Origin of the sequence: Streptomyces sp. cmx-4-9 (assembly GCF_046548835.1) — a bacterium.
Taxonomy (GTDB): Bacteria; Actinomycetota; Actinomycetes; order Streptomycetales; family Streptomycetaceae; genus Streptomyces.
In genome coordinates this window covers 52317-72919 of record NZ_JAEBEE010000003.1, presented here as the reverse complement: position 1 = coordinate 72919, position 20603 = coordinate 52317, and the positions used below count along the sequence as shown (strand labels likewise).

The 20603-nt window shown below is 71.9% G+C and carries 21 protein-coding genes; 12 read left to right on the top strand and 9 right to left on the bottom strand.

Going from position 1 to position 20603, the window contains the following annotated elements:
* The first annotated feature begins 125 nt into the window (after positions 1-125).
* From dacB to ACLJTM_RS11230, 7 genes are all read left to right on the top strand, one after another.
* On the top strand, positions 126-1550 hold the full coding sequence (gene dacB, locus ACLJTM_RS11260) for a D-alanyl-D-alanine carboxypeptidase/D-alanyl-D-alanine-endopeptidase (protein ID WP_411103372.1): 1425 nt from the start codon (positions 126-128) through the stop codon (positions 1548-1550).
* Between the two features lie 38 nt (positions 1551-1588).
* Positions 1589-2743 (top strand): zinc-dependent metalloprotease, encoded by a 1155-nt coding sequence (locus ACLJTM_RS11255; protein ID WP_411103371.1) that lies wholly within the window; start codon positions 1589-1591, stop codon positions 2741-2743.
* A 308-nt stretch (positions 2744-3051) separates the two neighbouring features.
* A complete protein-coding gene (tilS, locus tag ACLJTM_RS11250; protein ID WP_411103370.1) occupies positions 3052-4131 on the top strand; it encodes a tRNA lysidine(34) synthetase TilS in 1080 nt (359 codons plus the stop codon).
* A gap of 68 nt (positions 4132-4199) precedes the next feature.
* Complete coding sequence (hpt, locus tag ACLJTM_RS11245; protein ID WP_037794157.1) at positions 4200-4760, top strand: hypoxanthine phosphoribosyltransferase; 561 nt, start codon at positions 4200-4202, stop codon at positions 4758-4760.
* Positions 4761-4942: 182 nt separating this feature from the next.
* On the top strand, positions 4943-6970 hold the full coding sequence (gene ftsH, locus ACLJTM_RS11240) for an ATP-dependent zinc metalloprotease FtsH (protein ID WP_411103369.1): 2028 nt from the start codon (positions 4943-4945) through the stop codon (positions 6968-6970).
* A gap of 92 nt (positions 6971-7062) precedes the next feature.
* Positions 7063-7671, top strand: a complete 609-nt coding sequence (gene folE / locus ACLJTM_RS11235) for a GTP cyclohydrolase I FolE (RefSeq protein WP_411103368.1) — start codon at positions 7063-7065, stop codon at positions 7669-7671.
* 304 nt (positions 7672-7975) lie between these two features.
* Positions 7976-8536 carry a hypothetical protein gene (locus tag ACLJTM_RS11230; RefSeq protein WP_411103367.1) on the top strand — a complete coding sequence of 187 codons (561 nt, stop codon included), beginning with the start codon at positions 7976-7978 and terminating at the stop codon, positions 8534-8536.
* Positions 8537-8571: 35 nt separating this feature from the next.
* Here the strand turns inward: ACLJTM_RS11230 and ACLJTM_RS11225 are convergent, their stop codons facing one another.
* The 6 genes from ACLJTM_RS11225 to ACLJTM_RS11200 all read right to left on the bottom strand — a co-directional run bounded on the left by ACLJTM_RS11225 (position 8572) and on the right by ACLJTM_RS11200 (position 13483).
* The gene (locus ACLJTM_RS11225; protein ID WP_411103366.1) at positions 8572-9063 is read right to left on the bottom strand and encodes a DUF3180 domain-containing protein; all 492 of its coding nucleotides are present in this window, start codon (positions 9061-9063) and stop codon (positions 8572-8574) included.
* Positions 9064-9119: 56 nt separating this feature from the next.
* The gene (gene folK / locus ACLJTM_RS11220) at positions 9120-9728 is read right to left on the bottom strand and encodes a 2-amino-4-hydroxy-6-hydroxymethyldihydropteridine diphosphokinase (protein WP_411103365.1); all 609 of its coding nucleotides are present in this window, start codon (positions 9726-9728) and stop codon (positions 9120-9122) included.
* Entirely contained in the window at positions 9725-10084 is a 360-nt protein-coding gene (folB, locus tag ACLJTM_RS11215) for a dihydroneopterin aldolase (RefSeq protein ID WP_030010912.1), read from the bottom strand. The genes folK and folB overlap by 4 nt, the downstream gene beginning before the upstream one ends.
* A gap of 130 nt (positions 10085-10214) precedes the next feature.
* Entirely contained in the window at positions 10215-10601 is a 387-nt protein-coding gene (locus tag ACLJTM_RS11210) for a nuclear transport factor 2 family protein (protein ID WP_411103779.1), read from the bottom strand.
* Between the two features lie 79 nt (positions 10602-10680).
* Positions 10681-11553, bottom strand: coding sequence for a dihydropteroate synthase (gene folP, locus ACLJTM_RS11205; protein ID WP_411103364.1), 873 nt, complete (start codon positions 11551-11553; stop codon positions 10681-10683).
* Between the two features lie 82 nt (positions 11554-11635).
* A complete protein-coding gene (locus ACLJTM_RS11200) occupies positions 11636-13483 on the bottom strand; it encodes a phosphatidylglycerol lysyltransferase domain-containing protein (RefSeq protein WP_411103363.1) in 1848 nt (615 codons plus the stop codon).
* A 152-nt stretch (positions 13484-13635) separates the two neighbouring features.
* On the opposite strand from ACLJTM_RS11200, the gene ACLJTM_RS11195 reads away from it, so the two are divergent.
* Positions 13636-14745, top strand: coding sequence for an alpha/beta hydrolase (locus ACLJTM_RS11195; protein ID WP_411103362.1), 1110 nt, complete (start codon positions 13636-13638; stop codon positions 14743-14745).
* Between the two features lie 47 nt (positions 14746-14792).
* On the opposite strand, the gene ACLJTM_RS11190 is transcribed toward ACLJTM_RS11195, so the two are convergent.
* Positions 14793-15755 carry an ABC transporter ATP-binding protein gene (locus tag ACLJTM_RS11190; protein ID WP_411103361.1) on the bottom strand — a complete coding sequence of 321 codons (963 nt, stop codon included), beginning with the start codon at positions 15753-15755 and terminating at the stop codon, positions 14793-14795.
* A gap of 144 nt (positions 15756-15899) precedes the next feature.
* On the opposite strand from ACLJTM_RS11190, the gene ACLJTM_RS11185 reads away from it, so the two are divergent.
* From ACLJTM_RS11185 to ACLJTM_RS11170, 4 genes are all read left to right on the top strand, one after another.
* Complete coding sequence (locus ACLJTM_RS11185; RefSeq protein ID WP_411103360.1) at positions 15900-16586, top strand: ABC transporter permease; 687 nt, start codon at positions 15900-15902, stop codon at positions 16584-16586.
* 3 nt (positions 16587-16589) lie between these two features.
* Positions 16590-17267 carry an ABC transporter permease gene (locus ACLJTM_RS11180; protein ID WP_411103359.1) on the top strand — a complete coding sequence of 226 codons (678 nt, stop codon included), beginning with the start codon at positions 16590-16592 and terminating at the stop codon, positions 17265-17267.
* A gap of 98 nt (positions 17268-17365) precedes the next feature.
* Positions 17366-18358, top strand: a complete 993-nt coding sequence (locus tag ACLJTM_RS11175) for an ABC transporter substrate-binding protein (protein WP_411103358.1) — start codon at positions 17366-17368, stop codon at positions 18356-18358.
* 98 nt (positions 18359-18456) lie between these two features.
* The gene (locus ACLJTM_RS11170) at positions 18457-19470 is read left to right on the top strand and encodes a hypothetical protein (RefSeq protein ID WP_411103357.1); all 1014 of its coding nucleotides are present in this window, start codon (positions 18457-18459) and stop codon (positions 19468-19470) included.
* Between the two features lie 6 nt (positions 19471-19476).
* Here ACLJTM_RS11170 and ACLJTM_RS11165 read toward each other — a convergent pair whose 3' ends face one another.
* Entirely contained in the window at positions 19477-19692 is a 216-nt protein-coding gene (locus ACLJTM_RS11165; RefSeq protein ID WP_411103356.1) for a hypothetical protein, read from the bottom strand.
* 29 nt (positions 19693-19721) lie between these two features.
* Positions 19722-20564: an arylamine N-acetyltransferase family protein gene (locus ACLJTM_RS11160; protein WP_411103355.1), complete on the bottom strand. Its 843-nt coding sequence runs from the start codon at positions 20562-20564 to the stop codon at positions 19722-19724.
* Positions 20565-20603 lie beyond the last annotated feature (39 nt).

Sequence of the window (20603 nt, the reverse complement as noted above, 5' to 3'; positions counted from 1 at the left end):
TCCGAAACCTGCACGTCCGGCCCAGCCGTGCCGGGTGGGGTGCCATGCTCGCGGCAAGACGCAGTGGTTAAGTGTCCCTCACGCATATGTGTGATCGCGAAAGGGGCTGGTCCGAGGTGCCATCGATGAAGACGTGGCAGCTCATCGCAGGGTCGGCCGTCGCCGGCCTGGCCCTGTCGGTGGCGACGGTCACCGCCGCCGGTCCTTGGGACTCCGGCCAGCGTAAGGCCGAGCGGGAGCGCGTCGCCTCCTGGAGCCGCACGGGTGGCGCAGATCACGGAGCCGGGCCGCTGCCCGAGGCCGCGCCCAGCGCCCCGGGGGTCCTCGGGGCCGTCGGGCCCGGGGCCCCGCGCAAGGAGTCCGCCGTCGGCGCCGCCGCCCCGGACGGGCTGGCCGCGGCGCTGAAGCCGCTGCTCGCCGACCCGGCCTTGGGGACCGTCCGCACCGCCTCCGTGGTCGACACGGCCACCGGAGCGGTGCTGTACGAGGCCGGGGCGCGGGACGCGATGACCCCCGCCTCCACCATCAAGATCGTCACCGCCGCCGCGGCGCTGGCCGCCCTCGGACCCGAGCACCGCATCCGCACCACCGTGGTCCCCGGCGCCGCCCCCGGCCAGATCCTGCTCGTCGGCGGCGGCGACCCCTCGCTGACCGCCAAGAAGAAGAGCCCCGCCGGCTCCGGCGGCAGCCTCGTGGCCCTCGCCGCGGACACCGCGCAGGCCCTCAAGGCGGCGGGCACCGACAGCGTGGCCCTGGCCTACGACGACGGCCTCTACTCCGGCCCCGTCCGCCACCCGATCGGCGACAACCCCAACATCGCCCCCGTGACGGCCCTGACCGCCGACGAGGGCCGGCCCGACGACTCCACCTCCGGACCGGTGGAGCGCAGCGAGGACCCCTCCAAGGACGCGGCCCGCGCCTTCGCCGCCCTGCTGGCCGAACGCGGCATCAAAGTCTCCGGACAACCCGCCCGGGCCAAGGCTCCCGCCGGCGCCCAGCCGCTGGCCACCACCCTCTCCACCCCCCTCGGGGGCCTCGTCGAGCGGATGCTGACCAACAGCGACAACGACATCGCCGAGGCCCTGGCCCGCCAGACCGCCCTCGCCGCCGGACAGCCCGCGAGCTTCGAAGGCGCCGAGAAGGCCGTCACCGACCGGCTCGCCGCCCTCGGCATCGACGTCGCCGGCTCCCGCTTCGCCGACGGCAGCGGCCTGGGACGCGCCGACAAGGTCAGCGCCGGCCTGCTGACCGGGGTGCTGGCCGCGGCGGCCGACCCCCGCAACCCGCAGCTGCGGCCCGTCCTCACCGGCCTGCCCGTCGCCGGGTTCACCGGCACGCTGCGCGCCCGCAACGCCGGCGCCTCCCCGGCCGCCGGGGTGCTGCGGGCCAAGACCGGCACCCTCAGCGGGGTCAACTCCCTCGCCGGAACCGTGGTCGACCCCGCCGGCAGGCTCCTGGCCTTCGCCTTCCTGACGGCGAACAGCGCCGACGGCCCCGCCGCCGAGAAGGGCCTCGACAAGCTGGCCGCGGCCGTGGCGACCGCTCCGTAGGGGGTCCGCGCCGGGGCCGCTCCACGTACGGTTGACGCATGACGAGCATCAGTGGTGCGGAGATGGTCGACTGGAACCTCGCGGTGGCGACCGCGACCCGGCTGGTGCGGCCCGGCCCGGAGGTCAGCCGGGACGAGGCGCGGGCCGTGGTGGCGGAGCTGCGCGAGCATGCCAGGACCTCGGAACGGCACGTGCGCGAGTTCACCAGGATGATCCCCGAGGGGACCGCCGTCCCCGACACGCCCGTCCTGGTCGTGGACCGGGCCGGCTGGGTCAAGGCCAACGTGGCCGGCTTCCGGGAACTGCTCCAGCCGCTCCTCGGCAAGCTGCAGGACCGCCGGGCGGGCGCCACCGGCGGCGCCGTGCTGGGTGCGGTCGGCGGCAAGGTCACCGGGGTCGAGCTCGGCATGCTGCTGAGCTTCCTGGCCTCCCGCGTCCTCGGCCAGTACGAGACCTTCGCGCCCGCCTCCCGCAGCCTGCCGGGCTCCGCCACGGGAGGGGGCAGGCTGCTGCTGGTCGCCCCGAACATCGTGCACGTCGAGCGCGAGCTGGAGGTGAACCCGCACGACTTCCGGCTGTGGGTCTGCCTGCACGAGGAGACGCACCGTACCCAGTTCACGGCCGTACCGTGGCTGCGCGCCCACCTCGAGGGCGAAATCCAGACGTTCCTCGGGGCCACCGAGGTGGACCCGATGACCGTCCTGGAACGCCTCCGCGAGGCCGCCCAGTCCTTCGCCGGGGCCCGCCCCGAATCCGAGCGCGGCGACGAGGGCCGCTCCCTCGTCGAGCTCGTGCAGACCCCCGAGCAGCGCGAGGTGCTGGCCCGGCTCACCGCCGTCATGTCCCTCCTGGAGGGCCACGCCGACTTCGTCATGGACGGCGTCGGCCCCGAGGTGGTCCCCTCGGTGGGCGAGATCAGGGAGAAGTTCCAGCAGCGCAGGGCCAGCGGGGCCGGCCGCCTCGACGCGGCGCTGCGCAAGCTGCTGGGCCTCGACGCCAAGCTGCGCCAGTACCGCGACGGCGAGCGCTTCGTGCGCGCCGTGGTCGGCCAGGTCGGCATGGACGGCTTCAACCGCGTCTGGACCTCTCCGAACACGCTGCCGACCAAGGCCGAGATCGCCAAGCCCGCCGACTGGGTCGCCCGCGTCCACCGCACGGCGGGCGGAGAGGGCGGTGGGGCCGCGGAGGCCTGACGCCCCTTCACCCGCCGCCCGGGTGACGGACAGGCCTGAACCTGTCCCACCCGGGGGAGCAGCGTCACCCGTCCGAGGGACCGTGGGCCGTGAAAGGGCGTGCGATGCTCGGGGAACGGCTCGGCTCTGTCACCATCGACGCACTCTGAGTGACAACCTGCGTCCCGCACGGCCCCCGACGGGCCCGTGCGGGGCACCGGGTGACAGAACGAGCACCACCCCGGCACACGACACGCCCCGGCCGGCGCCCCCCGGCGCCGGCCGGGGAGCCTCCGAGGCATCCGAAACTCCACCGAAGGGCACCGGACATGGGTCCCCATCCTGCGGTCGCGGCGATACGCCTGGCGGTCCGCCGCGTACTCCACGACGTCCTCACCGATCTGACCGACCTCCCCCGCACCACGTCCGCGGGAGCCTGCGCCCCCCGAGCCGCAGGCGCCCTCGCCGCGCCCGCCGGGTGGGACCGGCAGCCCCTCGTCCTCGTCGCCTGCTCCGGCGGCGCCGACTCGATGGCCCTCGCCTCCGCCCTCGCCTTCGAAGCCCCCAAACTCGGCATCCGGGCCGGCGGCATCACCGTCGACCACGGACTCCAGGCCGGATCCGACCTGCGCGCCGCCGAGGTGGTCTCCCGCATGACCGCGCTCCGCCTCGACCCGGTGGAGTCCGTCGCCGTGCGCGTGGGCCGCGGAGGCGGACCCGAGGCCGCGGCCCGCGACGCCCGCTACGGGGCCCTCGACGAGGCCGCCGACCGGCTGGGCGCCGCCGCCGTGCTCCTGGGCCACACCCGGGACGATCAAGCCGAAACCGTCCTGCTCGGCCTCGCCCGCGGCTCCGGCATCCGCTCACTGTCCGGCATGGCCGAAGTGTCGGGAGGCCCCGGCCGCAGCCACCGCTACCGCCGCCCCTTCCTCCAGGTCGACCGCCAGACCGCCCGCAAGGCCTGCATGGTCCAGTCCCTCCCCGTCTGGGACGACCCGCACAACATCGACCCCGCCTACACCCGCTCCCGCCTGCGCCACGAAGGCCTGCCCGCCCTGGAGAAGGCGCTGGGCAAAGGCGTCGTCGAGGCCCTGGCCCGCACCGCCCAGCTCTCCCGCGACGACGCCGACGCCCTGGACTCCTGGGCGGCCGAGGCCGAGACCGGCGTACGGGACGCGGACGGCCGCCTGGAGTGCGCCAAGCTGTACGCCCTGCCCCCGGCGGTCCGCCGCCGCGTGCTGCGCAGGGCCGTGGTCGCCGCGGGTTCCCCCGCGGGTTCGCTCTTCGCCCGCCACATCGAGGAAGTCGACCGGCTCATCACCGGTTGGCGCGGTCAGGGCGCCATCAACCTGCCCGGCCGGGTCGAGGCCCAGCGGCAGGGTGGCAGACTGGTCATCCGGCAGGGCTGATTGGTGCTGAAACACGGCTGAGTCCTCCGGGGGCACACCCCCCGGAGCCCCGGCCGCCAACGAAAGTGATGCGGGTGGACGAGAAGGACATGGGCGACGACCTCCAGTCGGTGCTCATCACCAAGGAAGAGATCGACGCGAAGCTGGCCGAGCTGGCCGCGAAGATCGACGCGGAGTACGCGGGCAAGGACCTGCTCATCGTCGGCGTCCTCAAGGGCGCGGTGATGGTGATGGCGGACCTGGCGCGCGCCTTGTCCACCCCGCTCACCATGGACTGGATGGCGGTGTCCTCGTACGGCGCCGGCACCCAGTCCTCCGGTGTGGTCCGGATCCTCAAGGACCTGGACACCGACATCAAGGACAAGCACGTCCTGATCGTCGAGGACATCATCGACTCGGGCCTGACCCTGTCCTGGCTGCTGTCGAACCTGGGCTCCCGCCAGCCGGCCTCCCTGGAGGTCGTCACGCTGCTGCGCAAGCCCGACGCCGCGAAGGTCGCGATCGACGTGAAGTGGGTCGGTTTCGACATCCCGAACGAGTTCGTCGTGGGCTACGGCCTCGACTACGCCGAGAAGTACCGCAACCTGCCGTTCGTCGGCACGCTCGCCCCGCACGTCTACGGCGGCTGAACCGGCGCCCCGGGCGGGGAACCCTGGACCGCTTCCCGCCGTTGGACAGGGGAAGGCGGGTCTGTCAGCCGTCCCACGAGGCCGCGGGTGACAATTCAGGGGTACATTCCGAAGAACACTCTTTACTCACAGCAGCATTTACCTACGGGCAGGAGGGACGGGGTGCCTGGCGCCCCGTATGGATGGACGTGAAGCGATACTTCCGTGGGCCGGTCATGTGGATCGTGCTGGCCGTCCTCGCCGTGGTCGTGTTGATGAATGTCGTCGGCTCCGGCGGCGGCTACAAGACGGTAGACACCAGCGAGGTCATCAAGGCGATCAACAGCGGCCAGGTGCAGAGCGCCGAGCTCACCACCGGCGACAGCCAGATGATCAAGGTCGAGCTGAAGAAGGACGCCAAGCTCGGCGACAACTCCGGCACCAAGTTCCAGGCCAACTACATCGGAGACCAGGGCGTCCAGCTCGCCCAGAACCTCCAGACCAAGTACGAAGCCGACCAGATCCCCGACGGCTACAAGGTCGCGCCGGACAAGACCAGCCCGTTCCTGAGCGTGCTGCTCTCGCTCCTGCCCTTCGTCCTGATCGTCCTGGTCTTCCTGTTCCTGATGAACCAGATGCAGGGCGGCGGCTCCCGGGTCATGAACTTCGGGAAGTCCAAGGCCAAGCTCATCACCAAGGACACCCCGAAGACGACGTTCGCCGATGTCGCGGGCTCGGACGAGGCCGTCGAGGAACTCCACGAGATCAAGGAGTTCCTCCAGGAGCCGGCGAAGTTCCAGGCCGTCGGCGCCAAGATCCCCAAGGGCGTGCTGCTCTACGGCCCGCCCGGCACCGGCAAGACCCTGCTGGCACGCGCCGTCGCGGGCGAGGCCGGTGTCCCCTTCTACTCGATCTCCGGATCCGACTTCGTCGAGATGTTCGTCGGTGTCGGTGCCTCGCGTGTCCGCGACCTGTTCGAACAGGCCAAGGCCAACGCTCCGGCGATCGTCTTCGTCGACGAGATCGACGCTGTCGGCCGGCACCGCGGTGCGGGTCTCGGCGGCGGCCACGACGAGCGCGAGCAGACCCTCAACCAGCTGCTCGTCGAGATGGACGGCTTCGACGTGAAGGGCGGGGTCATCCTGATCGCCGCCACGAACCGTCCGGACATCCTCGACCCGGCGCTGCTGCGCCCGGGCCGCTTCGACCGGCAGATCGCGGTCGACCGGCCGGACATGCAGGGCCGTCTGGAGATCCTCAAGGTCCACCAGAAGGGCAAGCCGGTCGCCCCGGACGTCGACCTGGGCGCGGTTGCCCGGCGCACGCCCGGCTTCACCGGTGCCGATCTCTCCAACGTCCTGAACGAAGCCGCGCTGCTCACGGCCCGCTCGGACAAGAAGCTGATCGACAACCACGCGCTGGACGAGGCGATCGACCGTGTCGTGGCGGGCCCGCAGAAGCGGACCCGGATCATGTCGGACCGGGAAAAGAAGATCACCGCGTACCACGAGGGCGGACACGCCCTGGTCGCGGCGGCCTCCCCGAACTCCGACCCGGTCCACAAGATCACGATCCTGTCCCGCGGCCGGGCCCTGGGCTACACCATGGTCCTGCCCGACGAGGACAAGTACTCGACCACGCGCAACGAGATGCTCGACCAGCTGGCGTACATGCTGGGCGGGCGCGCGGCCGAGGAGCTGGTCTTCCACGACCCCACCACGGGCGCGGCGAACGACATCGAGAAGGCGACCGCCACGGCGCGCGCCATGGTCACGCAGTACGGCATGACCGAGCGCCTGGGTGCGATCAAGTTCGGCGGCGACAACACCGAGCCGTTCCTCGGGCGTGAGATGGCGCACCCGCGGGACTACTCGGAAGAGGTCGCGGCGCTGGTCGACGAAGAGGTCAAGAAGCTCATCGAGACCGCGCACAACGAGGCCTGGGAGATCCTCGTCGAGAACCGCGACGTCCTCGACAACCTGGTCCTCGCGCTGCTGGAGAAGGAGACGCTGAACAAGGAGCAGATCGCCGAGGTCTTCTCGACGATCGTGAAGCGTCCGGCCCGCCCCGCGTGGACCGGCTCCTCCCGCCGCACCCCCTCCACCCGTCCGCCGGTGCTCTCTCCCAAGGAGCTCCAGCTGACGAACTCGGCGAACGGCACGTCCGCCGCCGCACCGGTCTCCACGGAGAAGGGCATCGAGGTGGCCCCCGAGGACAGCCCCGAGGCCTGATCCACCCGGAATGGAAGCCGCGCCCCCCAGGTTCTAGCCTGGGGGGCGCGGCACTTTCACGTGTCCCGCGTGCAGACAGGAACGAGGAAGACATGACCGACCCAGTGACCCTGACCGGTGGCGAGGGCACGATCGGCGAGTTCGACGAGAAGCGCGCCGAGGCGGCGGTCCGTGAGCTCCTGATCGCGGTCGGCGAGGACCCCGACCGCGAGGGCCTGCTGGCGACCCCGGGGCGGGTGGCGCGGGCGTACAAGGAGATATTGAGCGGGTTGCGCCAGAAGCCGGAGGACGTTCTGACCACGGTGTTCGACCTCGGCCACGACGAGTTGGTCCTGGTGAAGGACATCGAGATCGTTTCTCTGTGTGAACACCACCTCCTGCCGTTCCACGGCGTGGCCCACGTCGGCTACATCCCGGCGGAAAGCGGCAAGATCACCGGTTTGTCCAAGCTGGCTCGCCTCGTGGACGTCTTCGCCCGTCGTCCGCAGGTGCAGGAACGGCTCACGACGCAGATAGCCGACTCCCTCATGACCATCCTGGAGGCCCGCGGGGCCATCGTCGTGGTCCAGGCCGAACACATGTGCATGTCGGTCCGCGGCATCCGCAAGCCGGGGGCGAAGACCACCACCTCGGCGGTCCGCGGTCAGCTGCGTGACCCGGCGACCCGGAGTGAGGCAATGAGCCTGATCATCGCTCCTTGAACCGGATGGTCAGTGGGGTCCGCTACGGTGCCCCCTCCGGGAAGCGGAGGGGGATCCATGCTGGGGGGCTTGCCGAGCAGGCAAACCGTCAATGCCGTGGGCGGGCGGCTCCGGGCGCGTGACGTACGGCCCGGAGACCGGCTGTGGACGCTCCGGGAGGGGCGCACGGAACAGACCGAGGTCGTCGACGTCCGGGTAACCCGGACCCGCGACCTCGTCGACGTCCGCAGCAGCCGGGGGACCTTTGCAGTGGCTCCGGACCAGCTTCTCCGGACGCCCGACGGCCGCGAAGTATGCGCACGCCATGACGACTGTCACCGGGCTTGCCGCGCGGCTGGAAGCAGTGACGAGGCCTTCCGGGTACCTCAAGCGGGACGTACCCGGCTTCCGGGTCCGGGTCGTCTCGTCCTACCTCGCCGACCTCTTGCGCCAGTACGTGGGCGGCGACGCGCACCACATGCGCCAGGCGTTCCCCCGGGTGGTACTCGCGGACGAGGAGACGTTCGGGGGCTTCCTGGACGGCTACGAGGACGGAGACGGGTGCAGGATCTCCCGCTGGCCCGCCCGGATCCTCGTGAGCTCGAACGCTCCGTTCCTGGCCGCGATCGCCGAGATCATCGGTGCTCGCTTCACGCCCCGCAATGACGGGTCCGCATCGCGTCTGGTCGTCGCCGACAGCTGGCCGAAGCGCGGTACGTTCCGTCCGGAGCAGCACCGCATCGATCTGGACGAGTCGGCGTGGGCCGGGGTGGGCGCGGTCCTCCCGAGGCCACCGAGTGCCAAGCCGTACGGACTGTACGGCTTCACCCTTGCGCCTCACCGGGGCTTCCTGGTGCAAGGACATCTGGTGTCGGGCCCCGCGTAGCCCGAGGGGCCCCGTACCGGGCCCGACCGGGCCGGTCAGGCTGGGGACGGGGCTTGGTCGGGGTCGTCGTCCTCGTCCTCCGGGAGTTTGAGGACGTGCTCCAGGAACAGGGCGGCCGCGATGACCGCGGCGCCCGCCAGGACCGAGAAACCGGCGTACCAGGCCTGGTCGCGCCGGGCGGGGACCTCCAGGGCGTCGGTGAGCAGGAAGACGCCCACACCGCCGTACATGCCCGCCACGAGCGCGGCCACCAGGGCGCTCGCCTGCCCGAAGACCACGGCGCGGGCCGCCATCAGCGGTTCCACGCCCTTGGCCCCGGGGCGGCGCTCGCGCTGGGCCTTGAGGCGGGAGCGCAGCGAGAGCGCCGTGGCCAGCAGCACCACCGCGATGACGGCGAGGACGATCGGCGCGGCCAGCGGGACGCCCGGCAGGGCGCCGTACGCGTTCAGCAGGCGGGCGCCCGCCCAGGACAGCACCCCGGCGACGGCGAAGATCCCCGCCAGTACCGCCGGCCTCAGTTGCTTCACTTGCCCGTTCCCCGCTTCCTGCACCGATCCGTCAGCAGCCCCCCACACGCTAACGGCTACTCGGGGAGGCGGAGTTCCAGGTCCGGGCGAGCCGTGACACCGGTCAGGCCGATTCCGGTCAGCAGCTCGCCGACGGCGCCGTGGCCGGGGATCTGCGCCTCGGGGTCGATGTCGTGCCACGGGGCCAGGACGAAGGCCCGCTGGTGGGCGCGGGGGTGCGGGAGGGTGAGGACGGGGTCGTCGGAGACCACGTCGGCGTACGTGACGATGTCGACGTCGATCGTGCGCGGCCCCCAGCGCTCCTCGCGGACGCGGTCGAAGGCCTCTTCGATGGCGTGGCCGCGTTCCAGGAGGGAGGACGGGGGCAGGGTGGTCTTCACCGAGATGACCGCGTTGAAGTACGCGGGCTGCGAGCCGGGGTCCACGCCCCACGGCGCGGTCTCGTAGACCGGGGAGACGGCCTTGACCCGCAGGCCGGGGGTGTCGCCCAGGGCGTCGATGGCGCCCTGGAGGGTCTCCAGCCGGTTGCCGAGGTTCGCACCGAGGGCGATGACGGCCCATTTGGGGTTGGACAGCGTGACGTCCGCCGCGTCCACCGTCTCCACGACGGAGGCGGGTACCGGCTGGACGGTGGGGTCGCTCTGTGCGTTCAGTCCGTTGTTCATGCGCGGCTCCGGGTGATCGTGATGGTCACGTCGTCGAAGGGGACGGTGATGGGCGCGTCCGGCTTGTGGACGACCACCTCCACCTGCGCCACCGCTTCGTGCTTCAGGCACTGCTGGGCGATCCGCTCGGCGAGGGTCTCGATCAGGTCCACGGGTTCCCCCTGGACCACGTCGACGACCTCTTCGGCGACGACGCCGTAGTGCACGGTCTTCGCAAGGTCGTCTCCGGCCGCCGCCGGGCGGGTGTCGAGATGCAGCACGAGGTCGACGATGAAGGTCTGGCCTTCCTCGCGTTCCCGGGGGAAGACGCCGTGGTGCCCGCGAGCCTTGAGGCCGCGCAGCGCGACACGATCCACGCGAATCACTCCTGCTTCCGTAAGTCTTCCGGTCCCGGGACTCCCCGGGGCCATGGGCCTACGCCGAGTGCGGTCGGCGTCGTCCGACCTCGAATTTACCTGCGAAACCCCCCGTTCCCCGCCGGAGGGGTCAGGAGGTCTCCTCCTCGTCGTCCTCGTCGGACTCCGTGAGGACGGGAGAACCGTGGTGGGACCACAGGCGCCACCCCTCGGATGTGCGTCGGAACACATTCGTGGCGACGACCAGCTGGCCGACCAGCGGGCCCAGCTCCCCGCCGTCCTCGGCGGGGCCGCCGCTGAGGATGTTCTCCGTGCAGGTGACCAGCGCGGTGTCGGCTATGACGGCCACCTTGGTGTCGGTGAGGAAGAACTGGATGTACTCCGTGTGGGACATGATCAGCGCGTACGAGCGCAGCACCTCGCCCCGGCCCGAGAGCACCGGCCAGCCGGGGTGCACGCAGGAGATCTCGTCCTCCAGCCAGAGCGCCGACAGTGCATCGAAGTCCCCCCGCTCCATGGCCTCGTAGAAGGCCGTGTTGACCTCTTCGACCGCTTCGATGTCGGTTCTGCTCACTGGGCTCCTTCTCGGTCGGTGGTCACAGCGCTCCTTCCACGGCGCGGGCCACCCGAACCGCGTCCGCGGTCGCCCGTACCTCGTGGACCCGAACGGCCCAGGCCCCCTGGTGGGCGGCGATCGCGGAGACGGCCGCGGTGGCGGCGTCGCGCTCGCGGGCCGGGGGCGGCGAGGCGCCCTCGGCGCCGGCCAGGACCCGGCCGAGGAAGCGTTTGCGCGAGGCGGCGACCAGCAGGGGGAAGCCGAGGGCGCGCAGCTGCGGGAGGTGGGCGACCAGGGCGAGGTCGTGGTCGGCGTTCTTGGCGAAGCCGAGGCCGGGGTCGACCAGCAGCCGCTCGGGGGCGATCCCGCCGGCCACCACGGCGTCGATGCGGGTCCGCAGTTCGGCGAGGACCTCCGCGACCACGTCCTCGTACACGGCGAGGCTGTTCATGCCCTGGCTGAAGCCGCGCCAGTGCATGACCACGAAGGGCACCTCGGCGGCGGCCACGGCCTCGATCATCCGCGGGTCGGCGAGGCCGCCGCTGACGTCGTTGACCAGCACGGCGCCGGCTTCGACGGCTCGGGCGGCGACGCTGGCGCGCATGGTGTCCACGGACACGGCGACGCCCTCGGAGGCCAGGCCGCGCACCACGGGCACCACCCGGCGCAGCTCTTCGTCCTCGTCGACCCGGGTGGCGCCGGGGCGGGTGGACTCGCCGCCGACGTCGACGAGGTCGGCGCCGTGGACGACGAGTTCCAGGCCGCGCTTGACGGCCGCGGTGGTGTCGAACCAGCGGCCGCCGTCGGAGAACGAGTCGGGGGTGACGTTGACGACGCCCATGACCCCGCAGCGGTCCCAGTCCGGCAGACCTTCGACCCGGCCCCTGCCGGCGGCTCCGCGCTTCGTGTTCATGGGTCCAAGGGTAGGGCTGACCTGGATACGGCAGGGCCCCGGCGCCTGACGGCGGCCGGGGCCCGGTGTGCGCGGCGTGCCGTCAGGCGGCCTGGACCTCGCGTTCCTGCTGCGCCACCCTCGGCACGTGGCGGTGCGCGCAGGTGCGTACCGGCTTGGGACGGCGGCGGCTGGCGAACAGCCGCGGCAGGGCCAGCGTGACGAAGCCCTCGGCCTGCATCGCGGCGAAGCCGATGCGGGGCAGGTCCCGGGTGGTGCGGAAGACCACGAAGCGGGGCTCCCAGCGGGGGCGGAACTTCGCGTTGAACTTGTACAGCGACTCGATCTGGAACCAGCGGGACAGGAAGACCAGCAGGCCGCGCCACATCCGCAGGACCGGGCCGGCGCCGATCTTCTCGCCGCGGGCCAGCGCGGAGCGGAACATCGCGAAGTTCAGCGAGACCTTTTCGATGTTCAGGGAGGGGGCGGCCTCCAGGGAGGCCACGATCAGCAGTTCGTTCATGCCGGGGTCGGCGGCGCGGTCGCGGCGCATCAGCTCCAGTGACATGCCGTCCTTGCCCCACGGGACGAAGTGCAGGACGGCCTTCAGGTCGCCGAAGGGGCTGGTGTCGCCCTCCTCGACCCGGTGGGCGGTGGCGATGAAGCAATCGCCGTCGCCCGGGTCGCCGACCCGGCCGAGCGCCATGGAGAAGCCGCGCTCGGTGTCGGTGCCGCGCCAGGCCTCGGCTGCGCCGCGGACCTGTTCCAGCTCGCGTTCGGTCAGCTCGCTGACCCGGCGCACCTTGGTGGTGTAGCCGTTGCGCTCGATGCGCTTCACCATCTGGCGGACATTGCGCATGGCGCGGCCCGACAGGGAGAAGTCTTTGACATCGACAATCGCCTCGTCACCCAGTTCCAGGGCGTCCAGACCGGTCTCGCGGGTCCACACCTCGCCGCCGGTCTCGCTGCAGCCCATGACGGCCGGGGTCCAGGAGTGGGCCTTGGCTTCCTCCATGAACCGCTCGATGGCGCCGGGCCAGGCCTCGACGTCGCCGATGGGGTCGCCGGAGGCGAGCATGACGCCGGAGACGACCCGGTAGGTGACGGCGGCCTTGCCGCTGGGGGAGAAGACGACGGCCTTGTCGCGGCGGAGCGCGAAGTGGCCGAGGGAGTCGCGGCCGCCGTGCTTGGCGAGCAGCTCGCGCAGCCTGCCCTCGTCGTCGGCGGTGAGCCGGGCGGCGGGGTGCTCGGGGCGGAACGCCAGGTACATGGTGGTGAGCGCGGTCAGCAGGCCGAGGGCGCCGAGGGAGTAGCCCACGGTCCAGGACACCCGGCCGGCGTAGTCGACGGGGCCCTCGAAGCCGAAGAGGCCGTAGACCACGTGGGTGATCTGCTCATAGAGACCCGGACGGCCGACGACCTTGCCGGGGTGGACGTTGACGATGACCAGGCCGAGCCCGATGGAGCCGGCGCCCAGCAGGACGAAGTTGGCGAGCGCCTTCCAGCGGCTGCGCGGGTCGGGCAGTGCCTTGAATTCACTCTGGTGGCGCAACAGCAGGGCGAGCAGCACCGCCGCGATGACCACGCCGATGACCGAGTGCCGGTACGTGAACTGCGCCGCGGCGCCGGCCGGCAGCAGGACGACGGCGGCCCGCCAGGCCCGCCGCTTGTGGCGCTTGAGGCCGTGGGCGAGCAGCAGCAGGAGGACGCCCGCGCTGATGGAGAGGGCGGCCGCGAACGGGCCGAAGGAGCCCGGCAGCACCTCGGTGACCGCGTGGATCCGGCTGTGCCTGAATCGCGGGAAGACCCCGGCCGCGACGTCCAGGAGGCCGACGAACGCGACGGCCGTTCCTACCAGGCCGGGCACCGACTCCGGCTTGGGTCCGCTGAGGATTCGGCGGACCCCGCTCGGAACCTGTCCCGACTTATCGCCATCTATCCTGCTAGACATCGCTTCCCGTTGCTCCGCGAGAGATACAAGTGGCCGAAGGCCGCAACAGCCTCCGGTGTGTGGTGCGTCCAGTAGGACGACATCGACGAGGAGCGGGTTCACTCTTCGCCGGAAAAATCCAGTCCTGCCATCAGAAAGTCGACTGACTGCTCATGGGTCTCACCAGTTATACGGTCCTGGCGCTGGCCATCATCGCCGGTGTCCTGCTGTTCGCGGTCACCATCTGGTCCTGGCCGAAGCTCTCGGGCCGCACCTGGCGCGCGGTCGCGGGCCGGATCGGCCTGCTGCTCGCGACCCAGCTGGCGCTGTTCTCCGCGGTGGGCCTCGCGGCCAACCAGTCGTTCTCCTTCTACGGTTCCTGGGCCGACCTGTTCGGGCAGCAGACGTCGATGGGCAAGGTCGTCGACCACTCGATGAGCAGCGACGACATCAAGGTCGTGGACAAGCAGAAGCTGGACGTGCCCGGCGGGGCCAAGCCGCACGTGGGCGGTCAGATCCTGAAGGTCGCCATAACCGGCCAGAAGTCGAAGATAACGAGCCCCGGGTACGTCTGGCTCCCGCCGGAGTACTTCCAGCCGCAGCACAAGGACCGGAACTTCCCCGCCTCCATCATCCTCACGGGTTACCCGGGTACCGCCGAGAACCTGATCAAGGGCCTCGACTACCCCAAGAAGGCCTACACCCTGTCCAAGGCAGGGAAGATGAAGCCGATGATCCTGGTCATGCTGCGCCCGACCGTCGCGCCCCCGCGCGACACCGAGTGCGTGGACATACCCGGTGGCCCGCAGACCGAGACCTTCTTCGGCGTGGACCTGCCGCAGGCGATCCAGGGCACCTTCCGGGTGGGCAGGGAAGCCCGCAACATGGGCTTCATCGGCAACTCGACCGGGGGCTACTGCGCCCTGAAGATCGCGGCGCACTACCCGGAGACCTTCGGCGCCGCCGCCGGCCTGTCCGCGTACTACGACGCGCCGGACGACCCCACGACGGGTGACCTGTTCCACGGGGACGAGAAGCTGAAGAAGCGTGCGGACGTGCTGCACAGCATCGGGAACAAGACGCCGTCGGGTACGTCCTTCCTGGTCACCAGCAGTGAGAAGGGGGAGCCGAACCTCTCCGACACCAAGAAGTTCATCAAGCTGGTCAAGGGTCCGGACCGGGTCTCCTCGATCATCCTCGACAGCGGCGGCCACAACTTCAACACCTGGCGCCGGGAGATCCCGCCGATGCTGGAGTGGATGAGCGGCCGGATCGAGGCCTGACGGCCCGCCCGTCCTGCGAAGGGCCCGACCCCGGTCGGGCCCTTCTGCTATGCCTCCTGGAGCTCGGCCCGGCGCAGCGCCCGGTGCACGCCCTCCGGGGTCAGTACGCCCACCAGCGCGCCCGAGGCGGGGTCGGTGACCCCGATCCGGCCGGAGTCCTCCTGGAGCAGCGCCGCGAGGGCCTCGCGCAGGCTGGCCCCCAGCGCCACCGACGCCGCCGGAGCGCTGCCGTCCGCCGCGGTGAGGTCGGTCCGCCCGACCGGGGTGACCGCGAGCCGCTTCAGGCCCCGGTCGGCGCCGACGAAGGAGGCCACGTACGGGGTGGCCGGTGCGCCCAGGACCGCGGCCGGGGCGGCGAACTGCTCGATGGTGCCCGTTCCGTAGACGGCGATGCGGTCGCCCATCCGGACGGCCTCCTCCAGGTCGTGCGTGACCAGCAGGATGGTCTTGCGCACGGTCCGCTGCAGGGCCAGGAACTCGTTCTGCAGGCGTTCGCGCACCACCGGGTCCACCGCGCCGAAGGGCTCGTCCATCAGGAGCACCGGCGGGTCGGCGGCCAGGGCGCGGGCCACGCCGACCCGCTGGCGCTGCCCGCCGGAGAGCTGCTCGGGGTACCGGCCCCCGTAGACGGCCGGGTCCAGCCCCACGAGGTCGAGGAGTTCGGCCGCCCGGGCACGGGCCTTGGCCTTGGTGGTGCCGATCAGCTGCGGGACGGTCGCGGTGTTCTCCAGCACCGTCTTGTGCGGGAACAGCCCGACCTGCTGGATGACGTAGCCGATCCGGCGCCGCAGCTCCACCGGATCGGCGGCGGAGACGTCCTGGCCGTCGAGCAGGATCCGGCCGGAGGTGGGCTCGATGAGCCGGTTGACCATCTTCATGGTGGTGGTCTTGCCGCAGCCGGACGGGCCGACGAGCGTGACCAGCTCGCCTTCCGCCACCTCGAAGGTCAGGTCCTCGACGGCCGTGGTCCCGTCGGGGTAGCGCTTGGTCACGTGCTCGAATCGGATCACCACCCCATCCTTCCCTACCGGCCGTCATGTCATGGCGAAGACTTTGTCAGGGGAGTGTTTCCGGCGTGCGAACGATTCAAGCCAATGAGGGTGCCTCGGGTTAGGGTCGCTCAGGTACACCAGTTCGATGACAGGGGGTGAGGCATGGCCGGGCAGAACTGCCTGGTGGCGAACGACTGGTTCTGCTGGGAGTACGTCACCAGCCGCTCCCAGGAGCTCACCGACGCCACCGTGGAGCACATCTGGATCACGGGGGTGTCCGTGGCCGTCGGTCTCGCCGTCGCCGTCCCGCTGGCCCTGCTGGCCCGCCGCGGCCGCCGCTGGGCGGCGCCCGTCCTCGGGCTGACCACCCTGCTCTACACGATCCCCTCCCTCGCCATGTTCTCCCTCCTGCTGCCGTTCTTCGGCCTGTCCGCGGCCCTCGTGGTGACCGGGCTGGTGCTGTACTCCCTGACCATCCTGGTCCGCAATGTGCTGGCCGGCCTGGAGGCCGTCCCCGAGGACGTGCGGGAAGCCGCCCGCGGCATGGGCTACGGCCCCGGCCGCCTGCTGTGGCAGGTCGAACTGCCCCTGGCCCTGCCGGCGCTGCTCGCCGGGGTGCGGATCGCCACCGTCTCCACCGTCGCGCTGACCACGGTCGGCTCCATCGTCGGCAAGGGCGGCCTCGGCAACCTGATCGCCCCCGCCGTCAACAGCTCCTTCAAGGCCCAGGTGCTCACCGCCTCCGTCCTGTGCGTCCTCCTCGCCCTGGTGGCGGACCTGCTGCTGCTGGGGGCGCAGCGGCTGCTCACTCCGTGGACGCGCGCCGCGCGGCCCGTGAAGGGGGCCTGAGCCGTGGGTGTGCTGGAGGGAGCCTGGGACTGGCTGGGGACCGGCGCCAACTGGTCCGGTGAGAGCGGCGTGTGGCACCGGCTCGGTGAACACGTCTACGTCAGCGGGATCGCCCTCGCGCTCGCCTGCGCGGTGGCGCTGCCCCTCGGCCTGTACCTCGGCCACCTCGGCAAGGGCGGCGCCCTCGCGGTGAACGTCTCCAACATCGGCCGGGCCGTGCCCGTCTTCGCGGTGCTGGCGCTGTTCATGGTCTCGCCGCTGCGCAACGCCGGGTACCTGCCCACGATCGCCGCGCTCGTGCTCTTCGCCATCCCGCCGCTGCTGACCAATGCGTACGTGGGCATGCGCGAGGTCGACCGGTCGGTGGTGGAGGCCGCCCGGGGCATGGGGATGTCCGGCCGGCAGCTCTTCTGGCGGGTCGAGCTGCCGCTCGCCCGGGGCCTGGTGATGACCGGGCTCCGCTCGGGAGCCGTGCAGGTCGTCGCCACGGCCACGATCGCCGCCATGGTCGGCCAGGGCGGCCTCGGCCGGATCATCACGGCCGGCTTCAACACGTACAACACCGCGCAGGTCGTCGCGGGCGCCCTGCTCGTCGCGGCGCTGGCCCTGCTGGTCGAGGGCGCGCTGGTGGGGGCCGAGCGGCTGCTGCCGCGCCGCACCGGGCGCCGGGCGGCCTCCTGATCCTGCCGCAGCTCCCGCAACGGCGCGGCCCCCGCGGCCGCCCCTCACGTCCTTCCCGCCCGACCTTCCCGCTTTTCCGACTCCCTGGAGGAGAGACCATGAGCAAGTCCACGCGCGTCCTCGGCGCGGCACTGGGTGCGGTGGCCCTGACCGCATCGCTCACCGCGTGCGGCGGCGACAGCCTGGAGAAGAACAAGGACGGCGGCTCCTCCGCGTCCTCCTCCCCGGGCGGCGCGGCAGGCGGCAAGGGCAGCCTGGTGGTCGGCGCGGCCGGGTTCACCGAGTCCAACGTGCTGGCGGAGCTGTACGCGCAGGTCCTCAAGGACGCGGGCTACTCCACGTCCATCAAGACGGTCAACAACCGCGAGCTGTACGAGCCCTCCCTGGAGAAGGGCGAGATCGACGTGGTCCCCGAGTACGCGGCCACCCTCGCCGAGTTCCTCAACGCCAAGGTCAACGGCCCGAAGGCGCCGGAGGAGAAGCCGGTCGCCTCCAGCGACGTCACGGCGACCGTCGCGGCCCTGGAGAAGCTGGCCGGCCCGCTCGGCCTGAAGGCGCTGGCGCCCGGCGGGGCCGTGGACCAGAACGCCTTCGCCGTATCCCGGGAATTCGCTGCGAAGAACAACCTGAAGACCCTTTCCGATCTGGGGAAGTCCGGTCTCAAGGTGAAGATCGCAGCGGGCGACGAATGCTCCGTCCGGCCGTTCTGCGCCCCCGGGTTGAAGAAGACCTACGGCATCGACGTCAGCGGCGTCGACCCCAAGGGCGTCGGCACCCCGCAGTCCAAGCAGGCGGTCAAGGACGGCGCCGACCAGCTCGCGCTGACCACGACCACGGACGCCACGCTGGACACCTTCGGCCTGGTCCTCCTGGAGGACGACAAGAAGCTCCAGAACGCGGACAACGTGCTGCCGGTGGTCAACGCCAAGGACGCCGGGGCCCCGGAGGTCGCCGCCGCGCTCGACGGGCTGACCAAGGCCCTCACGACGGCCGACCTCGTCGACCTGAACCGCAAGGTGGACGCGGAACGCGCCAAGCCGGCCGACGTCGCGAAGGCCTACCTGGAGTCCAAGGGCCTGCTGAAGAAGTAGCAGTTACGCGGTTGATGGAGAAATGTGGGGTAACTGCCCGGCAAGAGATTGCCGGGCGGGTATCCCGCACGACCCCTACGCCCTGTAAATTTCGGGCCATGCCCCGTGGACGCCACCGCACTCCCGAACCCCTGCACCGGCTGCTCACGCCGACGACCGTCGCCGCAGTCAGCGCGACCAGCGCCGGCGCCGCCTGGCTGCTCGCGGGCCCCGGCCACAGCTCGGCCCTGCGCCTGCTCGTGACCCTCGCGGCGGCCGCGGGCATCGCGGGCGCGGTGGTGATGCGCACCTGGGACCGCTCCGCGGGCCGCCGGGTCGCCGAACTCGCCCGTGAGCGGGTCAAGGACGAGTGGAAGACCGAAGAGCGGATAGCCGAGCTCGAAACCGACCTGGAAGAGGCCCGGGTGCTGCGCGCCCGTCTCGACGCCAAACTGCGCGCCAAGCGCGTGGAACTGGCCGGACTGCGCGGGGAGCACGCGGCGCTGCTGCGCCGGTACGCGACGGCCGAGACCGAGCGCGCCAGCGCGCTGGAAGGCCGCCGCCTGCTCGCCATCGAGGCCGCCGCGGCTCCGGCCGAGGCGCCGAAGGAACTCCCCGCGGTCTCGGAGGAGCGCACCTCGGCGGGCGCCCCCACCTCGGTCGGCTACGCCCGGGCCCACGCCGCCCTGGGCGCGCTGGCCGTCCGGCGCCAGGCCCGGGAGCTGCCCGCGCCGCGCCGGGCCGCGGCCCTCGCGTCCGCTTCCGCCGCGGCGGCGGCGCCCGGGCGGCGGCCGGCGGCCGCGGTGGCCCCGTACGCGGCGCAGCGCCGGACGGCCTCGCGCGTCGAGGGCGGCTTCGACTTCTTCGGCACGAAGAACGCGGCGCAGGCCCGTGCGGCGATCGAGGCGGTCCAGAACGAGGACCTGGCCGACGTGGTCGGCGCGGAGGCCCTCGCGGTCCACGAGGCGCAGGAGGCGCAGGCCGGGCCGAGCGCCGCCGAGCCGGCCTCCGGCAAGGGCCCGGTGAAGCCGGCCACCCCCCAGACCCGCGCGGTGGGCCAGGTCATCGACCTGACGGCCCACGACGAGACCGAGCCGATCGACGTGGTGCGCCTGCGCACCGCGATTTCGTAGGAGCCCTCAGAACAGCGGCAGCTGGCCCGGGAGTCCGGGGACGGTGAAACCGTCCAGCACGGGCGCCGAGGCGCCGAGCACCACCCGGGCCCGGGAGCCGGGGCAGGACACCAGCCCGCCGCGCTCCCGTCCGCCGGGAGGGTCGTGGCGGGCGATCCGGCCGGCGGTGACGGCGCAGTCGCGTCCGCAAGCCGGACAGGCGCGGCGGGGAGAGTGGGACATGCCCCCAAGTCTGCCCTGCCGCACCGCAGTCAGCCGGCCCGGCCCGCCCGCCAGGCCTCGTGGGACCGGCAGACCCGCTCCCACAGCCTCGTGCGGTCCGCGGGGCCCAGATCGTGGAGCGACCGCCCGAAGACGGTGGCCATCACCTCGTAGAACTCCTGCGGCGTGTCCAGTTCGCGTTCGCTCGGCCCCTTCGCGGGGTCGATCCGGGCGTGCACCCGCCCGCGCAGCACGTCGATGCTCTCCGCGTCCCGGCGGATCATCACGAGCGTCCGGACGAAGCCGGACTCGGGGGAGGTGGTCAGCCGGACGTGCTCGGCCTCGAAGTCCGCGGTCGTGGCGGGCGCCGAGCTGAAGACGGTCACCGGGCACGGCCCGTACGAGGCCAGCAGGGTCCAGCCCGGCTCGGGCCCCCGCAACGGCTCCAGGACGTAGCGGAAGTCGCCCTGGCGGTGCGTGCCCGCCCGCAGGGGCAGCGGCTCGTGCGGTCCGTCCCCCAGGCCGGTGTCGACGAAGTACGCCGCCCCACCGACCCGGACGGTCAGGGCGAGGTGGTCGCCGGTGACGGTGCGCGCCTGCGGGTCGTGGTGGACGCCCCCCACGTGCCGGGTCACGTCGAAGCCGAGGGACTCCAGCAGCGCGGCGAAGGCCCCGTTGACGTGGAAGCAGTAGCCGCTGCCCCCGGCGGCGATGCGGCGCACGGACAGCGCCGGGTCGATCCCCGGGGCCCGGCCCAGCTGGATGTCGACGTTCTCGTACGGAATCCGCTCCACATGGGCCCGCTGGAGGGCGAAGAGGACCTCGGCGGTCGGTCGGGGCGGCTCCGCGAAGCCGAGCCGACGCAGGTAGCCGGCGTATGTGCCAGTGGTCATGCGGCCACCCTAGGCGGTGGCCGGGCGGCGGCGGCCGGT

Bases quoted from the DNA above. Each gene is read 5' to 3' on its own strand.
- dacB (WP_411103372.1), top strand. From the start codon at position 126: ATGAAGACGTGGCAGCTCATCGCAGGGTCGGCCGTCGCCGGCCTGGCC.
- ACLJTM_RS11255 (WP_411103371.1), top strand. From the start codon at position 1,589: ATGACGAGCATCAGTGGTGCGGAGATGGTCGACTGGAACCTCGCGGTG.
- tilS (WP_411103370.1), top strand. From the start codon at position 3,052: ATGGGTCCCCATCCTGCGGTCGCGGCGATACGCCTGGCGGTCCGCCGC.
- hpt (WP_037794157.1), top strand. From the start codon at position 4,200: ATGCGGGTGGACGAGAAGGACATGGGCGACGACCTCCAGTCGGTGCTC.
- ftsH (WP_411103369.1), top strand. From the start codon at position 4,943: ATGGACGTGAAGCGATACTTCCGTGGGCCGGTCATGTGGATCGTGCTG.
- folE (WP_411103368.1), top strand. From the start codon at position 7,063: ATGACCGACCCAGTGACCCTGACCGGTGGCGAGGGCACGATCGGCGAG.
- ACLJTM_RS11230 (WP_411103367.1), top strand. From the start codon at position 7,976: ATGACGACTGTCACCGGGCTTGCCGCGCGGCTGGAAGCAGTGACGAGG.
- folK (WP_411103365.1), bottom strand. From the start codon at position 9,728: ATGAACAACGGACTGAACGCACAGAGCGACCCCACCGTCCAGCCGGTA.
- ACLJTM_RS11210 (WP_411103779.1), bottom strand. From the start codon at position 10,601: ATGGAGCGGGGGGACTTCGATGCACTGTCGGCGCTCTGGCTGGAGGAC.
- folP (WP_411103364.1), bottom strand. From the start codon at position 11,553: ATGAACACGAAGCGCGGAGCCGCCGGCAGGGGCCGGGTCGAAGGTCTG.
- ACLJTM_RS11200 (WP_411103363.1), bottom strand. From the start codon at position 13,483: ATGTCTAGCAGGATAGATGGCGATAAGTCGGGACAGGTTCCGAGCGGG.
- ACLJTM_RS11195 (WP_411103362.1), top strand. From the start codon at position 13,636: ATGGGTCTCACCAGTTATACGGTCCTGGCGCTGGCCATCATCGCCGGT.
- ACLJTM_RS11185 (WP_411103360.1), top strand. From the start codon at position 15,900: ATGGCCGGGCAGAACTGCCTGGTGGCGAACGACTGGTTCTGCTGGGAG.
- ACLJTM_RS11175 (WP_411103358.1), top strand. From the start codon at position 17,366: ATGAGCAAGTCCACGCGCGTCCTCGGCGCGGCACTGGGTGCGGTGGCC.
- ACLJTM_RS11170 (WP_411103357.1), top strand. From the start codon at position 18,457: ATGCCCCGTGGACGCCACCGCACTCCCGAACCCCTGCACCGGCTGCTC.
- ACLJTM_RS11165 (WP_411103356.1), bottom strand. From the start codon at position 19,692: ATGTCCCACTCTCCCCGCCGCGCCTGTCCGGCTTGCGGACGCGACTGC.
- ACLJTM_RS11160 (WP_411103355.1), bottom strand. From the start codon at position 20,564: ATGACCACTGGCACATACGCCGGCTACCTGCGTCGGCTCGGCTTCGCG.